Here is a 19550-nt window from a genome sequence, read left to right on the forward strand (position 1 = left end):
AAGGATTTTAGTAATTCTACCTGATCTTCACGAATATAAAGTGAACAATCTTCCCAGAAATCTTCAATAAGTGAAGGGATTTTTTCTTTTTATTGTCAAACCAGGCGTTAATCAGATCTTTAAGCGCTTCTGGGGTATGGTTGGATGTGCATCGTAACTCTGGATCACTATTGTGCGTAAGGGCTCGGAATTTGTCAGCATGAACCAATTTACCGTCCTCATCATATTCAGCGGAAAATTTTCCATCTTCGTAAATATGATCGGCTTGAGTAATGTTAAGGGCAATGTGATTTGCACTCCAATAATATACTGTGACACCGCGTAAACATTTCATTGCTAGTTTCAAAAAGCCCCTGTTGCTATAAGTATAAGAATTAATTATTAACAAAAAATGAAGTGATTTTTCCTGAAGGTCGGAAAAATTTAATCATTAAGGGTATGTTTCCAGGATGATGGCGCGCAATAAAACTCTATCTTTAGGTTATGCATTTTTTCCTGAGGATATGAGTAAAGATAATATGGCTTGCGCCTGATTTTTTATAGTATGGAGAGAAATAAATTCAAAATTATATTTATACAATTTAATGAACGTACCATCTGACCCAAACTGCAATAATATTTTGTTGATTTGCTCCACTTGCGCTTTATTGGCAGGCAGTGTCGCAATACCAAGGCCATTACCTATTTTAAAATGTTCTTTTAATACTTTGGTGTACTCCGGATATTGATGTTGTAGATATAAAATGGTCAAATAATTTGCAAACATAGCATCTACTTTGCCATTATAGAGGTCAGTGACTAATTCAGCCGGGCGTTCATAACCCACAATGGTAAATTTGCCTAAGAAATTTTGCGATAGGTAATTAATGTATTCTCTTCCTTGTAATGCCCCTATGCGTTTGCCTTGTAACTCGTTTACACTGTTAATTGGATTATTGGCTGTCAGTAAAAAACCTCCCTCAGAAATCATGTATGGCAAGGTAAAAAGATATTTTTCTTGTTTGTCTGCAGTAATAATCAGTGCACCTATTGCAAAATCAATTTTACCTGCTTCCAGGGCTGGAAATAATTCGTAATATCGCATCGGCACGTAATCGCAGTCCCACTTAAGACGGCTGCAAATGATGTTCATTAAATCAATATCGGCGCCTGAAACACCCGTGGTTTTATCATTGACTGCGTAAGGCGGATCATAAATAGGAGTGCCAATTTTAATGGCAGCCATCACGGGAAGGCAATTGGTAAAAAAAATTAAGAGAATACAGAAAATCTGTTTCATTTTTTATCTTTGATGTTTTTATATTAAATTATAAAACTAATTCTATGGGCTTCCTACCAATATAGATAGATATTTTTTACTGTTGTAAAGCAAAAATTCTAACTGCAAACGTTTCATTGTATTCTATGAGCTCAAAACAATGATTGAAACCATATATGCGAGAGGTGATGATATTGTTATATTTACTTCCGGATTATGGCTTAAACCTGTACTTTCTATTGTTTCCCAACTGTGTCACTTATCAGACGAAGCCAGTGAGCACTTTAACCAATCTTTATTTCTTAATCCGCAACATGACAGTGAAAAATTGCATCTATCGCAAAGTTCCGTTTCTTTGCTTTTAAAAGGGTATCGTCTGCACGGTCTGTTTCGTTCCGTGCCAGAGCTTCGGAGTAAGCATTTTGTGTTGCTCGATAATGATAGAAATCATATTGCTTTCTGTGAGGACTGTTTTTATCTTGACGGTGTTGTGGCGACGACGGATAAAGAAGAGATTGATTTTTACGATGTGGTTCTTGAAAAAATGAAATTAGCTCACTGGGAAGGTGCAACACGCTCACCACCATCCCCTTGTTACCATTATCCAGAAGCTATTTTAAAAGCCTTTGTTCAAATAACAGGTAGCGAGAGAGAAGAACAAACCATAAGTATAGGTATATGAAAGCAGAAAAGACCGATTGCCATAGTTGGCGCTAGGAAGCGACAGTAAAAATTGAATCATCTTAATTTATAGTGATATAATTTTAATCAAAATTAATTATTGGTTTTACAACATGCCCATTAGCCTGGAAACATTAGATAAAATCTACCATTCAGATTTTGATAGTCATGAAAGTAAGTCTTGGATTGCAATCCCTGATTCAAAAGGTGATGAACTGATTGCAGGCGTCACGGGAAGTAGTGGGGGTAATCCGGGTAATGGATGGAAAATTCATATTAGCATTGATCCAGAAAAAATAGCCGAAGCGGCTCACTTGATAGTACAAGAACTGAATAGTGAACGTGCACCACGAGTCAGCATAAAGCTTGCTGGGAAGCAATTGGCTCATACCGGCCAGCCCAGTAAGCAAGTGGCTTTTATTTTTATGAAGAAGAATTGAAAAATAAATTAAAAATAGCAGCTTTTCTTAATCGCATTGAGTTCTTATTAAGAAGTCACAATATTGGCGTAGATCCTAGACCAATCAATTCAGATGAGGAAGACATTCAAACAAAATATGACGCTGTTCTTCTTAACACAGAAGGGAAACCAACCCGTTTTAATTACAGGAATGAGTGGTGTATTGTGATGGAGGATGAGCTTTATTATGAAGTTGGAGGAAGGGGCGATACTGCTGTTCAGGGCCAACAGATTTGGGTAAAGCAAAGTTATTATCTAGGATTACCGGATAAAAACATAATCCTGGCCATCGTGTTGCTGATCCTTTCGCGCAAATCCAATTGGATTCTCCAATATTAAGCGTTGCAAGATTTCCCCAAACTACCACAAGGTCACTGAGGCAAAGTACGGAAGAAGTTGCTGCTTCCCATGCTTCAAAACTCACTCCTGAGCATATTGTGGAGGTAAATAGTCTGATTAGAAAGCTGGAAAAGGAAATAAACAGCTGTTGGCCATATCCCCACAAGCATAGAAAGGCAGAAAAAGTAAAAGGATTAAAAGCCTTATTGGTTAAGGCAGAAATGATGGATGCCAGCGCAGCTGTTGAAGAAGTAGAACAGGAGTTTCCTGATATACGAAAAGGCAGTATTAGTACGCGAACGGCTGATTTATTGGATAGCTTGCGTCATGACAATTATCGCCTCGAGCTTTGAAAGCTATTCCTCAGGTTTTATAAGCCATTTAGCGATATAAAAAATCATTTATAAATGGCCCAATGAACCATTTTATATATGGAATAAATAAACAACATCAAATAAGAATATATTTTGTTTTGGTGAATAATGCGCCTCTTTCTGAAAATTAGGGAAAAGAGTCACTAAATGGGATGTTTTATCATTATAAAATACATGAAAAAAATTCATATTTATTTTCAATGCTTCTGTTAAGGGGAGAATAATTCCTCCTCCTACGGCGGGATTGCTTAATGTTTTTTTTATGCTATCGCTACTATTAAAATTTAAAGAACCAATTGTATTCGTTTCAGTGACTTTGAGGGCAGACCAAACATTCCCAACATACAAATAGGGCATCCAGTTTGGATTTAATTGAAATCCCAAGCGCGCGCCTGCGCTTTTTGTATTCTCTTGGGAGATGGATAAAGACTGTTGCCCCCCCAAGCTATTAAACGTTTCACTGGCTTCAGCACCGCTGACCAGACCACGTACCTCAATTCCTAGATAAATTCGATTGAATTGTTTTCCAAGACCCATGACACCACCGCCCACCAGGCCTTGGGCATTATATGTTCTGCGGCTGATAGAATCAGAAGCAGGTGGACTAATCACCTGATATTCAATCGGATTAAACTCATATCCTATACTAGGACCTAAATAAAGTCCTGATAAATCATATCCAAGGCCTATCAATGGCCAACACCACATCAAGATAAACAACAGTTTGTATTTCATAGTAATCATTCCTAATGATTCTAAATTACCAATTTTTATCTTTTGTCATGCCGAAGCTTTTATGGGCATCCATACCCAATGCCAAGACGGATGCTTTATGGAGAGTATTGGCTTCGAATTGAGAAAGATTATGCCTCAGTAAATAATTTATGAGAAGCCTAATCATATTTTTGTTAAAAGAATGTTTTGAAATTTAACCAATAATTCAATGGTTATTCATCGAAATTTCAGCAACCTTGTCTCGGGCAGGATTAATCGAGCCATCGGTAGGTGAATCTGTTAGTGGAGATATGCCAATGTTCTACCGCTGTATGAAAAATCAGTTAAATTTGAAGTTATGTTAACTGCTAGAAAAACTTTGAGAGAGTAAAGATAAACAAAAATCCGATGGCCATGGCTAGCGCTGCTGATTGTTGATAATGACGTTCTTCTGCTTCCGGGACTAACTTGGTGATTGTCAGATAGAATAATCCTCCTCCGGCTATAGCAATTAAGAATCCGAGGATGGAGGAAGGTAGTCCCCGAAGAAAATACCACCCCAGCAATGAAGACACCAGCAAGGCTCCGCCAATTAAGCTTGTCCAGGCAAGAATTCGTTGCTTGTAATTATAGTTTTTAGAATGCTGTTCTGCTCGAATGAGTTCACCTACACTTAAACCTTCACTCAGATTATCCACGATGATGGCCAAGCCAATTAATAATCCCAACCCTGGTTTGATGGCTGCTCCAACTCCGATGCTGATGCCTTCAATCAATTCTTCAATACTGGTTCCCCCGGCCAGAACGGTTACTTCACCCTGTTTGATGTGATGCCGTTGATAGAATTGCCGTACTTTAAGATATTGTTCTGACTCTTCTCCAGCGAGTTTTCCTCGGTGAATAAATAAGTCAAATGCATACACCAGGATAAAACCGACCGCAAACCCAATGACAGTAATGGATAGTGAGCTCAGTTCTTGTGCTTGCGGGAGCATTTCAAAACTGGCCGTTGCCAGAAGAACCCCGCTGGCAAAGCCGAGCGCCAGTGACATAAAAAAGGTCGTTGGTTTCTTCCAGATTGCAATTAGACCACCAACAGGAGACGCAATTGCGGCTGCTATAGCAATGGATATAACCAGGATGAAATCTTGCATATTGTCATCCAATTTCAGTTGAATGATTTAATCATATAGGACTTACGACAAACACCCAATCTTTGTGTTAAAAAGAAGGGAGGCAGGCTTTACTGTTTATTTTTAACATTATAGCAAAGCCGTGCTTGTAATTGTGAAACAAGAAAAGACTACTTTAACAACAACCAGCATTCGGTTAGTAACTCGGTTTCAGCCACTTCATGATCAAAATTGTAGTAACAAAAAATACAAGGCAAATTCCCCAGTTCTTCGTTTGAGCGGGGTAGCCAGTCACGATATAATCCATACACAGTATTACCAATGGTATCACGCGAGCCTTTGTGTAAGGCGACGGCATAACGTCCCGTAGGCAATCGTTTTTCAACCACTGCGCCCTTAAGTTGCAATTGTTCGGGTACAGTAATGCCGAGATCAAAACGAAACTCTGCTGCGGGGGTTGTTTTTGGATCATCGTAGGCAAATCCAAACGCTTCTCCTGCTTTGGGTTTCAAGTTTATGGATTGAGATTTTGCCCAATGGATTAATTTGTTTACGCTTTCACCCATCGTTTTAGGGTTGCCACGATGCTCTATTATGGCTAAACGCTTTGCTTCTATTGTTCTGATAATGACGTCCATCATTTCACCTCGTTTAGGCAAACAATACGGTTCCCATGCTTGCCAGCTTGCTTGCGACCTAAACTCCCTTGGGCTGACGCCGCAAGCTTGTTTAAAAGCCCGTGTAAATGACTCATGAGATTCAAATCCCGCATCGATTGCGATTTTAAGAATGGATTTATCTTTCTCAACAATCAATTGATGGGCTGCTCTTTTTAGACGCAGCCAGCGTATATACTGTTGTAAAGACAAACCGGTATAAGCAGTAAATAAGCGATGAAAATGATATTTTGAAAAGCAGGCAATATGACTCAATTGCGTTAAAGTAAGTTTATCGTCGAGATGTTTGCCGATAAACTCAATTACCTTTTTTAATTGACGCTCGTAATTCATGCTTTTCTCAGGTTCAAATGATTGCTGTATTTACATTTACGAGATTACTCTGATTATAAAAGGGTTATTTGACCATTATTGCTAATAAACAGCAGAGGAATGGTCTTACATGAATGTTGCACCGACAATACTCGGAAGCTAAGTTGTTCGCCCTAAGTACATTTTCATCACTCAATACCCCATATCATGCTTTTTGTATGGAGCTAGATGGCAAGAGTCAAATAAATGCGCTGTGTCGTCTTTAGAGCCATTTTTTCTTTTTAAAATACCTATATGGCAGCCACGCGGAAATAAACATCATCAATATTGCAAGAGGATAGCCGATATGCCAATGCAGTTCTGGTATATAGTTGAAATTCATTCCATAGATACTGGCAATGAGGGTTGGTGGCAGAAAAATAACGGCGGCAACTGAGAAAATTTTAATGGTATTATTTTGCTCTATATTAATCATTCCCAAGGTTGCATCCAGCAAAAAGCTGAATTTAGTAGAAAGAAAGTTTGCATGTTCTCGAAGCGCATCGATGTCTTTATGGATGATGACAAGATAGGTCATGGCCTCTTTAGGAATATCCGAGCCATGGACTTGTTCTAAGTAAGATATTAAGCGAGTAAATGACACCAAACTTTCACTGGCTTTGGTACCCAGATCGCCATTTGCCCCAATGCTTTGTAAGATATGTTTATAGTTGGTTTCCGCGGTTGTGGGATTATTTTCTTTTTGATGAAAAATAAGCTGGGAAATTTCATCAAATTTATGGCTTATTTTTTCTAAAATATCGGCGAGTCTATCTACCGCAGCATCTAATAAATCTATTAATAAAGATTTAGCGTTGTAAATTTTTGTTCGTGAGCGTAATAATTTTGCAATAAACAAGTTAAACGCGTGCAGTTCAATATAGCGTAAGGTAATTAAACTTGTTTCAGTAAGAATGAATGTAACGACGTCGGTTTTCATTTGGGGTAAATCGGACAGGGCAACCATGGTTGCTGTCATGTATAACGCACTATTTTCAATATATAATCGACTGGATGGTTCAATTTCTTCAACTTCTTTTTTCGTAGGAATTTCGATATTCAATTGCTCTTCGAGCATTTTTTCTTCTTCTTTTGTCGGGCAGAGCAAATCTATCCATACTGCCTTTTGAAGCAGGTGCTTATTAACATCAGTAAGGCTTGTTGATTGCATCCCTGAATCGGTTTGGTAATAAATAATTACCATATTACTTGTCCTTATTTGATTATATGATGGGTGAAAGTCTGAAATTTTAGAGCTTTTGCTCTAAGGCAAAAATTCATTATACCGGAAAATCACCAATCACCTAGTAGGGAAGGGGAGCCTGGTTGCGGTTAACCAAAGTGATGAGACTAAATGAGTAGCCTGATGTAATCATAAAACGTATAGTAGAATCTATTATTCATTAAATTAAGGAGATAATGATGAAAAGGTATCCAATAGTGTTGGGTTTTTCTGGGCTTATCTTAGCGAGTGGAGTGTTTGCCGATACCCAAGAGTTTGTCGCCAAAAGTACTAAAGCCGGTGATAATTGCTACATCTCAGGGAGTGTCACAACGTTTACAGATGCAGAAGGGAAATCCTTGTCTGGGGTTTTATTTAAAGCAGTGGCAACAGATGATGATCGATTGGATGTTCATTGTCCAAAAATTGTTCTTAAATTAACTCATAATGCAAGCGCTTTTGTACCCAATATGACGGCAGAAGATCTCCAACAATGTCAGTTCCATGAGCATGCTTCAATATCAGGTGCAGATGGTGAAGAAAACATCATTACTTCTGGAAAATTCGTGCCAGTAGAGGTAAAAGCAAACGTCAGTAGTGAAAGTTCTGGTAGTTAATGCTTCAGTGAATTGCTGCCATAACCATGAAACTTAAAGCGTGGTTATGGCTTTGCTTGATAAAATTTGGCAAGCATTATATCAGTACAAACTTTAAAAAAGCGGTGAGTTTGGATGCGTCAACTTTTGTTGTTTAATAAACCCTATGGCGTAGTTTGCCAATTTACGGGTAGTCCGGGAGAAAAAACGCTTGCCGATTTTATTCAGTTACCAGGTTTTTATGCCGCTGGACGATTAGATAAAAACAGCGAAGGATTACTCCTCTTAACGAATGATGGTGCTTTACAGCATCGTTTAAGTCATCCCCGTCACAATAAAAAGAAATACTATTGGGTTCAAGTGGAAGGCATTCCTGATGAAAGTCAATTGACCCCATTACGTCAGGGGCTGAAGATTAAGGATCAGCAATTTTTACCTGCTAAAGTAACATTGATTGACGAACCTAAGATTTGGTCACGAGATCCGCCAATTCGGTTTCGTCAGTCTATTCCTACGAGCTGGTTAGAGATTATTTTGGAAGAGGTAAAAATCATCAAATTCGCAAAATGACAGCGGCCATTGGTTTTCCAACTCTTCGCCTGATTCGATATCGTATTGATCGCTGGACTTTAGAGGATTTGGCGCCGGGAAAGCAACGTTTAATATCAATATAAAGAATTTTTAGGACGGAACTAAACAAGTCATTAGTTCCGTCAATTTTTTATAATGATGATGTTAATTTGGCTACATCCTCATGACGATATTTCGGTCCCGGTTGGGTATTTGGTAAAGCAATTGCGCTTCCAGCAGTGAAACTGTGTCTAAAGAGTTCCATCACTTCTCTATGTTCTTGCCAAATGGCTTGCTTGCATTTTTCTGTCAAAGCATACCAATATTCGCTTTCTTCAGTATGTAATTCAAACTCTTTCGGGCGCTCTGCGAAATACCCGTCTTGATTTGCTGCTTGTAATAATGCATTGACCCATGAATGCTCATCACAGATTACATCAGGATTCCCATCAATGGAGTAGCTCAGGGCTGACGAATAGTGAGCGGTTGTTTTAATGGTTAAAGTTTGTAATTCTTCTGATTCAGCAAACTTTACTTTAAAGCCTACGTAATGTACGTCCTGATATTTTTCACTATGGTATACCGTGCTCCAGCGGCCATTTTCTTTAGCAAAGATTGGTTTCATTCTTTCATGCGCTCCATGTTGAGATAAATGGCATTATTATGCCTTATATTGAGCATGTTGCAAGTTATTTGATCAATTAAATAATCAATAGAATGCTTATATGACTTACTTCATCAAGGCTACGCTTGCTGTTATTATAGAGCCTTAAATAGGCAGTTGGTAACTTATTCTATTTGGCTGTAACCATTATTTATGAGTTTTATGATGATAAAAAAAATCTTAATGACAGCGATGTGCTTTTTTATTTTTCTTCCTGTGACTTCATTTGCGAAGGATATTGATTTTTTTAAAATTAATTTTAAAAAACCTTTTGTAATAACCAGGAGTTTTTAGGAAATTCTGGAGCAAAGAGACCGCATCTGCATTGCGGTGTGGATTTTATGTCCTACAAAAAAGCAAATGGGGATCATTTGAATCTTACGCAAGTAGGAAGTTGTAATCGAACAAATGCAGTATTTGATGATGTAAAATCCAATAAGGAGGCGTTTGCAGATTATGCGGCTATCTATCATGCTCTCGTCTTATATCATCAGGCCGACTGTCCAAATTTATAATCCTCAAATTTCATCATTTTATCGGTAAGGTAGCCTGGTTGCTTGTAACCAGGATTAACCAATAGATAGAGATTATGTTCAAGAACACCCCTGTACTTATCAGCAGCATCCCGGCGGGGGATATATATTTCATGCCTGAGATACGTTGTAATTTTGGAGATGTTCAACCGGTTAATATTGTATTAATTTTTTACAAATATAATAATATGTTGGAAAAATAGTTGCCCAGTGGGTGTAAGTATGAGTAATGAACATGATGAGAAGGAAAGCTTAGGTGAACGGGACTCGAAGTTAACCTATAAACAAACGTTTAATATAGATGTTGTCAGCGGATTGATTGCAGGAGCGTCAAATTCAGGGTTATTTAATCCATGGGATCGTGCTTTATATTTATCCGTGAAACATAATCGTCCTTTCCTTTCAATTCAAAACTTCAAATCGCCTTATCAGGGGTTTTCTCAAGCAGTCGTGCAACGCGCATTTCTTGGGGGTATTTATTACATAGCTCAAGGGGAGTTAAACACTTACCTGTTTCCTTATTTACGCCATAACTTAGGAGTTAGTCAAACAGTTTCTCAATTATACGTAGGTATGATCGCAGGAAGCATCGGAGGTGCGTTGACCAATGGTATTTCTGCCGTCAAATATCATACGTGGGGGCAAGAAAATGCGTCGTTTCGCTCAAGTATTCGTGAAATGTGGGCGCTTGGAGGTTTTAAACCTTTTCTAAAAGGAACGACTGCTACGATGACACGTGATATGGTCTTTGGAAGTACTTATGAAATGTTGCGTAGTTTTATGAACACGACGGACAAAGAAGATAAAACAACTGGCTCGACGCCGTCTTATCTTGAATTTATCCATAATGCAAGTGCAGCCGGAGTAGCTACTGTTGCATCAAGTCCGTTTAATTACGTTCGTAATATGCAATACGCAATGCCCCCAAACCTAAAACCCCCATCTATGTATGAGGCATTAACCCATGTGTGGAATGAGTCAAAGAATCACCAACCCTCTCTTTTGAGTCGATTGAGTTTTTTTCAACGACAATTCAGAATTGGATGGGGCACTGCAAGGGTTGCCGTTGGAATGGCGGTTGGTCAAAATTTATTTGATTGGACTCGAGAACATCTTCGAGAGGCATCATCAAATTCTCCTGAAACTGGCTTGAAAAAATAATCAGGCAAGAGCGTGGCCAGATTAAAAGTCAGAGGGGCCCAAAAAACTAATAGCCTGGTGAATGGCCGGCCGGGGTTATTTAGCCTATGTGATACAGGGCAAACGCATCTTATGACTAAAAATAATTCAGCAATCTAGACCCAATTTTCAATAGGGTGTCGATCTGGGTTGCTTCGCTATCGCTCGCAAAGACAAATTTTTAAACAAATACATGTTCAAAATATAGATGCGTTTGCTCTGCTATGTAATAAGCCTTTCTTGCATATCGTTCAAATCATCTCTCAGAGATTATAAGTTTGTTTTCAAATTGATCATAAAGGTGTATGATCGCGCAAATTGATTTTATATGTGCTTGGAGTTGTGTATGTTTGGTGGGCTATTTGAAAGTTCAGTTGCGTTAAATATTCGGTATTATTCTAATCAAGCTTATGAATCTGTGGTAGGTCTTCTTAGCCGAATAGAAAGACTTAGCATAGGTTATACCAGAGAATTTATGCATGATCCTAAATTGATGATCCAAACATTAACCGCTGAAGCACGACGTAGTGAATTTGGTTATAGCGTTGTCAGTTTGGGATATTTGGGTGGAAATTATGCGGTGGTTACACCAAAGTCGCAATCGCAATTTGTTGAATTACTAAATCGATTTGACACAGAGAAATCTGGGCGCAAAGGGCATGCCTCTTTTAAATTTTTTCTGGCAATGATTTTTTTATTATTTCAGACACGGGACATGATGCCATAACATTGCGAAAAAATTTATCCCGTTTTCTCGTTCCGTCTAGATTGGTTAATCCTATCATCACAGAAATCGAAAGTAATATGGATGCTGCTACAGACATCCAAATCAGACATGCAGTCTGTGGCATCGTTCGAGCGGTTATGGTAGGAAACATATTAGGTGTTAAGCAATTACCAACCAATACTTACGACTTGATGGAGGCTTATCGAAATGATGTGAAGCGTTGGGGTGCATTTCCTTTTCCTGAATTGCTGAATTTGATGCCGAGCTTAAGAAAGAAACGAGATGTTTACAGAGCGTTTTCACGGGGTATTTTAGAGCAAGAATTTGAAAAACTGGTCGAAGTCCTGCATACGGATGACCATCCGGAAAATGCTAATTTAATTGCTGCTGCTGTGGTCAGTTTATTTAGAGATGAACATCCAAGCCTTTCAGTAGAAGAACTGTCATCCGCAATAAAATCATTATCTGTTGATGAGATTAGAAGATATTTTGAAAATCCTGTGGTTCAATCTCTTCCGATGATATTAAAAGCTGCAGACAATCTAACGGATGCAATTGTATTATGTCTGGAACAAATTGTCCTAGACCCCAGCAAGTTTCAGATGCTCCGAGATGAGATTGATGGCTCTGGCTTGGTGATTGGAGATGGGATGGATATTGGACTTCTTAAATCGTTACCCATATTGAATGCATTTTACAAGGAAGCCGTGCGGTTTGATGCGCCTGTTGCGGTACCCAGATATGCTCAAAGTGGATATTCATCTGATGCAATGACCATTCCGCCCAACACCATGATTATATTTGATTTGCATGCTTTAGCTAAAGGTGAACAATACTGGACTAATCCTGAGGAGTTTGACCCTAAACGCTTTTTGCCTTCAGGGTCAGAAGCTAGCCGCACCACGGGTCAATTTCCATTTGTTCCTTTTTCAGTAGGTTTACGCAATTGCCCGGCATTTGCAGTGACGGAAGTTTTATTTAAAGCGGCCATTGCTAAATTTGTTTCAGGGTATGAACTTCGATTCGTTGAAAAAAGAGACAATGATTCAATAGTGCATGTTACGCCCAGAGAGGAGTCTCTTACATTAGCAGTATAGTCAATAGAGCTTTGTGTATAGATTGATTTCTCGGCAGCAAGCTCTAAGTCAATATTGGGAAATGCGTTAATCCCCCACAACATTTTCTGGGGGATTAGCCAAAATATTCGAGTAAAAAGGGAAAAAATGAAAAAAAGTCCCAGAATTAAATAAAATAAAAATTGATCTTGAATACGTCTTTGCTCTTTTTTCCTTGAACGAAGTATATAAAATGCAATAAAAAGAAAAACAATGCCAATCATTAGGCATAGAATTTGGACGGCTAAAAATACGGACATAAAATAGGGAGAAGTTGTCTGGGCAACCTGTTCTTTGACTGAAATGACCTCAATCGCAGCAGCGTATAAATTCATATGGTTCGCGTAAGAATATTTTTTAAATCTTCGCCCTATTTAACCAAGATTTCAAGTAGAAAATCTGATCATTAGAAGGCAACAAGCCGCTCGGCTGCTTGCCCACCAAGATCTATAGCATACATATTGAGCATTATTCTTGAATAGTAATACTTTCAATAACCACGGGTGTAATTGGTTTATCTTGCGGATCTGTAGGTACATTACTAATTTTATCCGCAACATCTTGGCCGGAAATGACTTGGCCAAAAACATTGTAGCTGCCTTTTAAGCTAGGGGTTGGCGCCACGGTAATAAAAAATTGACTGCCATTTGTGTTTGGCCCAGCATTGGCCATTGCAAGCACACCGGGTTTGCTAAAACTTGCATTTGTATTTTCATTATCGAATGTGTATCCTGGTCCGCCGGTTCCGTTTCCAAGTGGGTCGCCACCTTGAATCATAAACCCGGGAATCACACGATGAAATGTCAATCCGTTATAAAAAGGGCGTTTAACCAAGTCACCTGTCTTTGGATCTTTAAATTCTTTTGTTCCAGTTGCCAAGCCCACGAAATTTGCAACGGTATTGGGGGCTTCTTTCGTAAATAATTCACAGGTAATGCTGCCTTCGGAGGTTTTAATAATCGCAGTTTCTGCATGTGCTGGCATTATAATAGCTGCTGATAATAAGCCAGCGAGCAAAGAAGCTGTTTTTTTCATGTGAAAATCTCCACGGATTGTCGTAATGAGCGTGATGGCTCGAACAAAAAGTGAAACTTAGGCTATGGCTAGATAACATTAGCACATGCTATTTATCTATACCAGAAGTCGAGAGAAAAAAAAATTTATTGACGAAATATAAGATTTTGTTTTATACCATTTAGTTACATGGAAAGAATAAAGCGAGGTGTGCAATGGGCTTACATGCTTTGGGTAACGCATCGTTTTTCAAGAGGTCCTTATCGTGTCCCGAGTTGAGTGGGATGGAAATACACGAGGAACTTGTGCAAGCTGCGCGAGTACTTCAGGAATGGTGGAAGCAAGCCTATTTAAGGCAAACTGCAAAAGAATCCTCTCAATACTTCCAGCATGTCGTTTCACGTCAAAAAGCCGATAGCAAATCTTTTTCTGATTTAGAAGCATTTATTCTCGATAGAAATACTCTGGCTATCACACACAAGCTTCTGGCGCACTTGGAGCAAGCTAAAGATCTGATTATACCTGAGCGCGGTCGCTGCCCTGATTTGCCCCGACCTGAGCGCGTTTTTCTTTCAGCTTATCTCATCGCCACAAAATCCGATCATATATTTGAATCGCCTACCGAAATTGACGCGCTTTTGTTAACTCACGCTGATGAAATGCTCAAGTCATTTGAAAGACTATGCAAATTTATGGGCGAGACCTATATGGACAAGAGGCCTCATAAAGTTGATTCTCCAATAGCCAGGGAAACTCCTTCTTCTGATCAAGTATTTGCGGCCATGGAGCATTATCAACTGCACCAGTCTCGAGAAACTATAGAAAATGATCATACTTTTATGACTGAGGGACGAGCCTATTTAGAAGCGTTTCATTATGCGCAGGTCGCCTATTACGAGACATTTTCTAAATGGGAAGCTGATAATCGTTTCAAACTTGCCAAAATTTGCATTGCCCAATATTTACGAATAGAGGCAAAGCGTTTTGCAATTTTCTCAAGCCCTGATCCAAGGCAGCTTGAAATGTACGAAGGGTTTGGCAGTCAGCAAGAAACATTACGTGGGAAGGTTGAGGAACTTCTTGGAGAAGAAGGGATTCTCATGCTCGAGCATGATTTGCAAGGACTACGGGCTGCGCTTGAAGCAAACAAATGGGTGACCGCTCCTGCGGAGGTTTTACTGCATGAGTTAGCATTGAATCCAGAGTTTACGCTCCCACCTGGGGCGTGCATGATTCATCCAAGGAATGATATTGATGCAGCGATAACAGCAGTAACCGCAGAACCACTTAATTTGGAACCTATGTTAGAGGTGTTAGCCGAGATCCGTGAGCAGATTGCTCTTTTCACACCTCGTAATAGAATTCGCATCATGCAGTTACGAGAAGAATTTGGTCGAAAGGCACTTACTGACCAAATTGAGGCAGCGGGGTTAGAACGAGGGCTTTACCAAATTATGTATGCTCTCATGGAAAGAATTAAAGAGTTAGAGTCTCCTGAACATGTGCCAGAAACGGTTGCCTTTCAAAACCAACTTGACAGAAGAATTAGTTCAGGGGAGAGTGTTGATCGACTCTTGAAGCAGACTCTTGATTTTTACTATCATAAGTTTTCACAAATCAGCCTCGAGATCACTAATTTCCATATTAATCGGGCTCGTGGGCTAGTCGCTCATAATATCGTAGAATTTGAACGACGTAAGTTCCAGGAACGTCTGGCAAAAAATCAGTTTAATCTAGCATCTGTTTTGGCTTGGGTCGACTCAATAGTAAAAACACCGACAAATCACCGTCTTGACACATCTATTTTATGCTCCCAATACATAGCGACTTATACAACGCATGCCATTTGTCTTGGCTTATTACAAAAACCAGGAAATTTTGATTTACACGCTGTCCCTGAAACCTTTTACCTTGATAGAGGCCGTTTGGTAGACTGGCATGGAAAATACCAACGGATTTTTTATACTGCTGCAGCAATGGGGATATTTTGTCAGCAATATGGTGCTGGCCTGTCTCCACAAGAGTTGCAGGAACAGAAACAAAAAATTATGACCACTTTAGAAACAGCAAATATCACCGACCCAAAAGAGGCAGTATCTTATATTGTAAGTCTGTTTAACACATTACTGGCAAGCAAGGGAAAACCGTTAAGTGAATCTAACGAGAGGGCATTGACAGAGATCATGGAAAATACCTTTGCTGGTAATCATAGAATTGCAGAAATCATGAATAAACGTCTTGGAGATCAACTATGGATTTATTTCTCCAAGGGGTTTTTACCAGAAGCTTCCCAGAGGCAAGCAGGATTGTACGGGTTACAAAAAGAGCTTAGTCAGCTGGGTCAAGAAATGCTTCCTTTACTTCGCCTTCATACGAAGGTGCATGAGGAATTTTATAGACATAGTGTGAATGAGCGCTTATGGAATCCCTTATTTACGGTGTTGAGAGAACCTCGGGAACCCAATGAGTTCTCATCGTTGCTCTCACCGAAACGAGAATCAATCCGTGGAACTCACGCGTATATCCATAAGATGGCTTTTCTCCTTTCTGGTTTAGCATTGATTCAGCAGACTGTTGTTTATGCAGACATGTGGAATATGAACGCAGTGATGAAAAATTCCACGATGAAAGCACTCGCCAGTTCATTTGGCTTAATTGAGATGGTGAAAGATCCCAGGGTCTCAAAAGATGACATGGAGGTAAGATTGCTTGCTCTCATGAAACACGTTGCCAGTGAGCAAGAAATTCCATATGAGGAAGCTGATGAACAGAAAATGATAAGAATGCTTCGTTTGGCAAAAAACAACAAATCTCCAGGTTGTCGTGCTTTTCTGGATGAACTTGCTGGAATGTATAGGCAATTTATTACAAGAGGGAAAATGCCTAAATATAATCCAAATCTGCTTACTGCAGAGTTTGCAGAAGAAATTGACGGCATGTGTGGTCAAGTAAAAGAAATCATTACTGATATTAAACGAGCTCAAATGCCTGACGATGTGGATCCTGTACTGCCAATAATTCCAACATTACGTTCAGGAATAGGCATGCGGCCATAAAAGAGCTAACATTATAGCCTGGTTGCCTGCAACCAGGGTTTCCACTCACAGGATAATCGAAATGAATAGATACCAAGGTCAATGTCTATGTGGTGCCTGTTGCACCGAAGTCTAGCAAGCGTAGCCGTTAAACTGCATTCTCAACGGATCCACGGCTGCGAGCAGCTGGGCTACGTCTTGCTTGCCTGAAATATGTTTTATGTATCTCATTCGTAAGTAAAACGAACCGTGATGGTTTTCTATTTTCTAAGTTAACCTATTTTTTAATAACAAGAGACAGCCGTGAGCATCTATTAAAATGCCTCACTTAAAAAATTTCCTCACAATACCATAGCTTAAAAAGACATACTAGCTATCATTTATAAAGGTGGAGAGGCAATCAATTGTGCAGGTACTCCATTAGCAAGCATACGCTAGATTTTTACGCCATTGTTTTAATATTGAAACCCAGTCGACATTCGTAGTAGAAGCCAACTGCTTTTTTTAAGATAATAAGATGACCCTTATCAAACGGGAAGATCTGATGGAAATTAAGCACATTAAAAAAGAAGTAAAACTATTTTTACTCAATTCTTTTAGAATTAAGGATATTGGTTATTCGGATAATATTTTTGATACGGGCGCAATGCACTCTTTATTTTTCATTCAATTATTAGTTTTTATCGAGAAGAAATACAAAATTGATCTTGAGGTCGGTGAATTTGATCCAAAGCGGTTAACGAGTATCGATGCTATCGCCGGCTTTATTTCTAGTAAATTATAATCTAATTCAGGTAACTGTATGGTAAAGTTTGGTTGAATAATGCATACAGAATGGACACACGGCATGAGACAAAAAAACTTACTATTCTTGGTGCAGGGACAATGGGTTCAGGCATTGCACAACTTTTCGCGCAATGTGGATTTTATGTCACTTTAATTGATAACCTCCAATCGCAACTAGATAAAGCAAAAACTTCTATAGCTAAAAATTTACACTATCTGCTATTAACCCAGCATTTATCATCCAAACATTCTATTGAAACAATATTGGCATCAATTTCTTTTACAACAAAACTAGATGAACTTAAGCGCTCTAAATACATTATTGAAAATATTCCTGAAAATTGGGAACAGAAAAAAGCGTTATATCAGGTATTAAATGAACAATGTAGCGCAACCTGTATTTTGGGGGTAAATACTTCTTCGATATCTATTACTAAAATAGCATCGCTTGTTGAGTATCCTCAACGCGTTATAGGGGTACACTTTATGAATCCAGCACCACAAATGCCTATGGTGGAGGTGATTAAGGGATATCACACTGACGAATTGACAATAGAAAAAACCAGGACATTACTTGAGCAAGTCCATAAAAAAATGATCGTTGTAAAGGACTCCGTTGGTTTTGTAAGTAATCGGGCAATGATGATTTTTATTAATGAAGCCATTTTTATGGTACAGGAAAACATTGCATCAATCGAAGACATTGATGTTTTATTTAAACAATGTTTTGGGCATAAAATGGGGCCACTGCATACTGCAGATTTAATTGGTTTGGATACTGTTCTTTATTCTTTAGAATCAATATATTCAGAGCTAAGCGATCCTAAATATCGGCCCTGTTGGTTATTAAAAAACATGGTCGATGCAGGGCTTCTTGGACAAAAAACAAAAAAGGATTTTATCAATATGAATAGGGGTTGTTACAACTTACTATTTTGGCCAAGATGGTAGAATTGTAACAGATCCTAAGGAGAGGAATTTTGCCCAATTATCAACCTCGATACCTAAAGCAACAGCAAATTTTTAACCAATTTATAGAAAATTACCTTCACCCCTATGCGAAAATTTTTGATAAAGAACAAGCTATTCCGCGAGATTTTTTTATACATTAGCCCAACATGGTTTTTTAGGCGCTTGCATTCCTAAACGGCTTGGTGGGCAACAATGGGATGAATTGACCATTGGTATCATGCATGAGTCGTTTGCGAAAGAGCTTTGTTCTTTGGCAAATATTTTAACAGTATTGGGCATGGTGAGTAAGGCATTCATACAGTTTGGTTCAGAAGTTCAGAAGCAAACCTGGTTACCCAAAATGGCATCAGGGACAATTTTAGCTGCATTAGCATTAACTGAATCTAATGTTGGAAGCGATTTGGAACATGTTGAAACGCAGTTGTTGGATAACGATGATGAGTTTATTCTAAAGGGGAGTAAAAAATACATCACGTTAGGGCAACTGGCTGATTTGTTTTTAGTGTTAGCAAACTGCCAAGGACAACTCACGGTGGTTTTAGTCGAAAAGGACACGCCTGGCGTCACTATTTCACCAATGCCTAATTTTTTAGGTTTACGTTCTAATATGTTGGCAGAAATTTTTTTTGATAATTGTCGCATCCCTAAAACAAATCTATTAGGTAGTATTGGTATGGGCTTCGCCTATGTTGCTCAAACTGCTTTAGATGAAGGACGCTATACAACGGCCTATGGATGTGTTGGGTTGGGGCAAGCATGTCTGGATGCGGCCCGTAGCTACGCTCAAGAAAGAAAACAATTCGATCGTACATTGGATGGACATCAGTTAATTCAAAAAATGATGGCTGAAATGATTGTACAAGTTAAAGCTGCCCGAGAATTGTGTTTTTATGCAGGGGTACTTAGACAACAAAAAAATCCGACATACATTGCTGAAACATTAGTAGCAAAATACGTTGCTTCAAAAATGGTTGTTTTTGTCTCTAATCATGCATTGCAAATATTGGGTGCAGCTGGTTTTGATGAAACTTATCCTGTCGAACGCTATTATAGAGATGCTAAAGTAATGGAGATCATCGAAGGCACTTCCCAAATGCATGAGATACTCATTTCAAAGCTTTGTATTAATGAGTAGAGGGTATTTTGATAA

General features: G+C 38.9%; 20 protein-coding genes and 1 pseudogene. 13 read left to right on the top strand and 8 right to left on the bottom strand.

The genetic code is table 11. The features are described 5' to 3' along the window. Positions 1-16 precede the first annotated feature (16 nt). Both LOA_RS03225 and LOA_RS03230 read right to left on the bottom strand, forming a co-directional pair. The gene (locus LOA_RS03225; RefSeq protein WP_025385121.1) at positions 17-334 is read right to left on the bottom strand and encodes a hypothetical protein; all 318 of its coding nucleotides are present in this window, start codon (positions 332-334) and stop codon (positions 17-19) included. Between the two features lie 147 nt (positions 335-481). Continuing rightward, positions 482-1279, bottom strand: a complete 798-nt coding sequence (locus LOA_RS03230; RefSeq protein WP_025385122.1) for a transporter substrate-binding domain-containing protein — start codon at positions 1277-1279, stop codon at positions 482-484. Positions 1280-1418: 139 nt separating this feature from the next. On the opposite strand from LOA_RS03230, the gene LOA_RS03235 reads away from it, so the two are divergent. The 4 genes from LOA_RS03235 to LOA_RS03250 all read left to right on the top strand — a co-directional run bounded on the left by LOA_RS03235 (position 1419) and on the right by LOA_RS03250 (position 3091). After that, positions 1419-1940, top strand: coding sequence for a hypothetical protein (locus LOA_RS03235; protein ID WP_051398920.1), 522 nt, complete (start codon positions 1419-1421; stop codon positions 1938-1940). A 112-nt stretch (positions 1941-2052) separates the two neighbouring features. Further along, complete coding sequence (locus tag LOA_RS03240) at positions 2053-2379, top strand: hypothetical protein (protein ID WP_025385123.1); 327 nt, start codon at positions 2053-2055, stop codon at positions 2377-2379. Continuing rightward, entirely contained in the window at positions 2376-2738 is a 363-nt protein-coding gene (locus tag LOA_RS03245; protein WP_025385124.1) for a hypothetical protein, read from the top strand. The genes LOA_RS03240 and LOA_RS03245 overlap by 4 nt, the downstream gene beginning before the upstream one ends. Next, positions 2720-3091 carry a hypothetical protein gene (locus LOA_RS03250; RefSeq protein ID WP_025385125.1) on the top strand — a complete coding sequence of 124 codons (372 nt, stop codon included), beginning with the start codon at positions 2720-2722 and terminating at the stop codon, positions 3089-3091. Before LOA_RS03245 ends, LOA_RS03250 begins: the two co-directional genes overlap by 19 nt. Before the next feature lie 72 nt (positions 3092-3163). Here LOA_RS03250 and LOA_RS03255 read toward each other — a convergent pair whose 3' ends face one another. The 4 genes from LOA_RS03255 to LOA_RS03270 form a co-directional block, all read right to left on the bottom strand. Next, on the bottom strand, positions 3164-3847 hold the full coding sequence (locus LOA_RS03255) for an outer membrane protein (protein ID WP_025385126.1): 684 nt from the start codon (positions 3845-3847) through the stop codon (positions 3164-3166). A 347-nt stretch (positions 3848-4194) separates the two neighbouring features. Then, a complete protein-coding gene (locus tag LOA_RS03260; RefSeq protein ID WP_025385127.1) occupies positions 4195-4980 on the bottom strand; it encodes a ZIP family metal transporter in 786 nt (261 codons plus the stop codon). Positions 4981-5129: 149 nt separating this feature from the next. Continuing rightward, positions 5130-5969, bottom strand: coding sequence for an AraC family transcriptional regulator (locus LOA_RS03265; RefSeq protein ID WP_025385128.1), 840 nt, complete (start codon positions 5967-5969; stop codon positions 5130-5132). Between the two features lie 241 nt (positions 5970-6210). After that, on the bottom strand, positions 6211-7191 hold the full coding sequence (locus LOA_RS03270) for a magnesium transporter CorA family protein (RefSeq protein WP_025385129.1): 981 nt from the start codon (positions 7189-7191) through the stop codon (positions 6211-6213). Positions 7192-7406: 215 nt separating this feature from the next. On the opposite strand from LOA_RS03270, the gene LOA_RS03275 reads away from it, so the two are divergent. Beyond that, positions 7407-7826: a hypothetical protein gene (locus LOA_RS03275; protein ID WP_148294859.1), complete on the top strand. Its 420-nt coding sequence runs from the start codon at positions 7407-7409 to the stop codon at positions 7824-7826. 114 nt (positions 7827-7940) lie between these two features. Continuing rightward, positions 7941-8479, top strand: a pseudogene (locus tag LOA_RS03280) (pseudouridine synthase). 47 nt (positions 8480-8526) lie between these two features. On the opposite strand, the gene LOA_RS03285 reads toward LOA_RS03280, so the two are convergent. After that, on the bottom strand, positions 8527-9000 hold the full coding sequence (locus LOA_RS03285) for a hypothetical protein (protein WP_025385131.1): 474 nt from the start codon (positions 8998-9000) through the stop codon (positions 8527-8529). 794 nt (positions 9001-9794) lie between these two features. On the opposite strand from LOA_RS03285, the gene LOA_RS03295 reads away from it, so the two are divergent. From LOA_RS03295 to LOA_RS03300, 3 genes are all read left to right on the top strand, one after another. Continuing rightward, complete coding sequence (locus LOA_RS03295; protein WP_025385132.1) at positions 9795-10733, top strand: hypothetical protein; 939 nt, start codon at positions 9795-9797, stop codon at positions 10731-10733. A gap of 364 nt (positions 10734-11097) precedes the next feature. Then, positions 11098-11478 (top strand): hypothetical protein, encoded by a 381-nt coding sequence (locus LOA_RS15155; RefSeq protein WP_238551313.1) that lies wholly within the window; start codon positions 11098-11100, stop codon positions 11476-11478. 2 nt (positions 11479-11480) lie between these two features. Next, positions 11481-12575: a cytochrome P450 gene (locus LOA_RS03300; RefSeq protein ID WP_238551314.1), complete on the top strand. Its 1095-nt coding sequence runs from the start codon at positions 11481-11483 to the stop codon at positions 12573-12575. Positions 12576-13061: 486 nt separating this feature from the next. Here LOA_RS03300 and LOA_RS03305 read toward each other — a convergent pair whose 3' ends face one another. Next, complete coding sequence (locus tag LOA_RS03305; protein WP_025385133.1) at positions 13062-13628, bottom strand: peptidylprolyl isomerase; 567 nt, start codon at positions 13626-13628, stop codon at positions 13062-13064. Positions 13629-13891: 263 nt separating this feature from the next. Here LOA_RS03305 and LOA_RS14105 point away from each other — a divergent pair, with 263 nt between their 5' ends. The 4 genes from LOA_RS14105 (at position 13892) to LOA_RS03335 (ending at position 19535) form a co-directional block, all read left to right on the top strand. After that, on the top strand, positions 13892-16663 hold the full coding sequence (locus tag LOA_RS14105; protein WP_118996618.1) for a TCP11-related protein: 2772 nt from the start codon (positions 13892-13894) through the stop codon (positions 16661-16663). Between the two features lie 496 nt (positions 16664-17159). After that, complete coding sequence (locus LOA_RS03325) at positions 17160-17426, top strand: acyl carrier protein (protein ID WP_237758096.1); 267 nt, start codon at positions 17160-17162, stop codon at positions 17424-17426. 50 nt (positions 17427-17476) lie between these two features. Then, positions 17477-18379: a 3-hydroxyacyl-CoA dehydrogenase family protein gene (locus LOA_RS03330; protein WP_025385135.1), complete on the top strand. Its 903-nt coding sequence runs from the start codon at positions 17477-17479 to the stop codon at positions 18377-18379. Between the two features lie 187 nt (positions 18380-18566). Continuing rightward, a complete protein-coding gene (locus tag LOA_RS03335; protein WP_238551365.1) occupies positions 18567-19535 on the top strand; it encodes an acyl-CoA dehydrogenase family protein in 969 nt (322 codons plus the stop codon). Positions 19536-19550: the final 15 nt, after the last annotated feature.

The organism is Legionella oakridgensis ATCC 33761 = DSM 21215, assembly GCF_000512355.1.
Classification (GTDB): Bacteria; Pseudomonadota; Gammaproteobacteria; order Legionellales; family Legionellaceae; genus Legionella_A; species Legionella_A oakridgensis.

Bases quoted from the DNA above. Each gene is read 5' to 3' on its own strand.
- LOA_RS03225 (WP_025385121.1), bottom strand. From the start codon at position 334: ATGAAATGTTTACGCGGTGTCACAGTATATTATTGGAGTGCAAATCAC.
- LOA_RS03230 (WP_025385122.1), bottom strand. From the start codon at position 1,279: ATGAAACAGATTTTCTGTATTCTCTTAATTTTTTTTACCAATTGCCTT.
- LOA_RS03235 (WP_051398920.1), top strand. From the start codon at position 1,419: ATGATTGAAACCATATATGCGAGAGGTGATGATATTGTTATATTTACT.
- LOA_RS03240 (WP_025385123.1), top strand. From the start codon at position 2,053: ATGCCCATTAGCCTGGAAACATTAGATAAAATCTACCATTCAGATTTT.
- LOA_RS03255 (WP_025385126.1), bottom strand. From the start codon at position 3,847: ATGAAATACAAACTGTTGTTTATCTTGATGTGGTGTTGGCCATTGATA.
- LOA_RS03260 (WP_025385127.1), bottom strand. From the start codon at position 4,980: ATGCAAGATTTCATCCTGGTTATATCCATTGCTATAGCAGCCGCAATT.
- LOA_RS03265 (WP_025385128.1), bottom strand. From the start codon at position 5,969: ATGAATTACGAGCGTCAATTAAAAAAGGTAATTGAGTTTATCGGCAAA.
- LOA_RS03270 (WP_025385129.1), bottom strand. From the start codon at position 7,191: ATGGTAATTATTTATTACCAAACCGATTCAGGGATGCAATCAACAAGC.
- LOA_RS03275 (WP_148294859.1), top strand. From the start codon at position 7,407: ATGATGAAAAGGTATCCAATAGTGTTGGGTTTTTCTGGGCTTATCTTA.
- LOA_RS03285 (WP_025385131.1), bottom strand. From the start codon at position 9,000: ATGAAACCAATCTTTGCTAAAGAAAATGGCCGCTGGAGCACGGTATAC.
- LOA_RS03295 (WP_025385132.1), top strand. From the start codon at position 9,795: ATGAGTAATGAACATGATGAGAAGGAAAGCTTAGGTGAACGGGACTCG.
- LOA_RS15155 (WP_238551313.1), top strand. From the start codon at position 11,098: ATGTTTGGTGGGCTATTTGAAAGTTCAGTTGCGTTAAATATTCGGTAT.
- LOA_RS03305 (WP_025385133.1), bottom strand. From the start codon at position 13,628: ATGAAAAAAACAGCTTCTTTGCTCGCTGGCTTATTATCAGCAGCTATT.
- LOA_RS14105 (WP_118996618.1), top strand. From the start codon at position 13,892: ATGGAAATACACGAGGAACTTGTGCAAGCTGCGCGAGTACTTCAGGAA.
- LOA_RS03325 (WP_237758096.1), top strand. From the start codon at position 17,160: ATGACCCTTATCAAACGGGAAGATCTGATGGAAATTAAGCACATTAAA.
- LOA_RS03330 (WP_025385135.1), top strand. From the start codon at position 17,477: ATGGACACACGGCATGAGACAAAAAAACTTACTATTCTTGGTGCAGGG.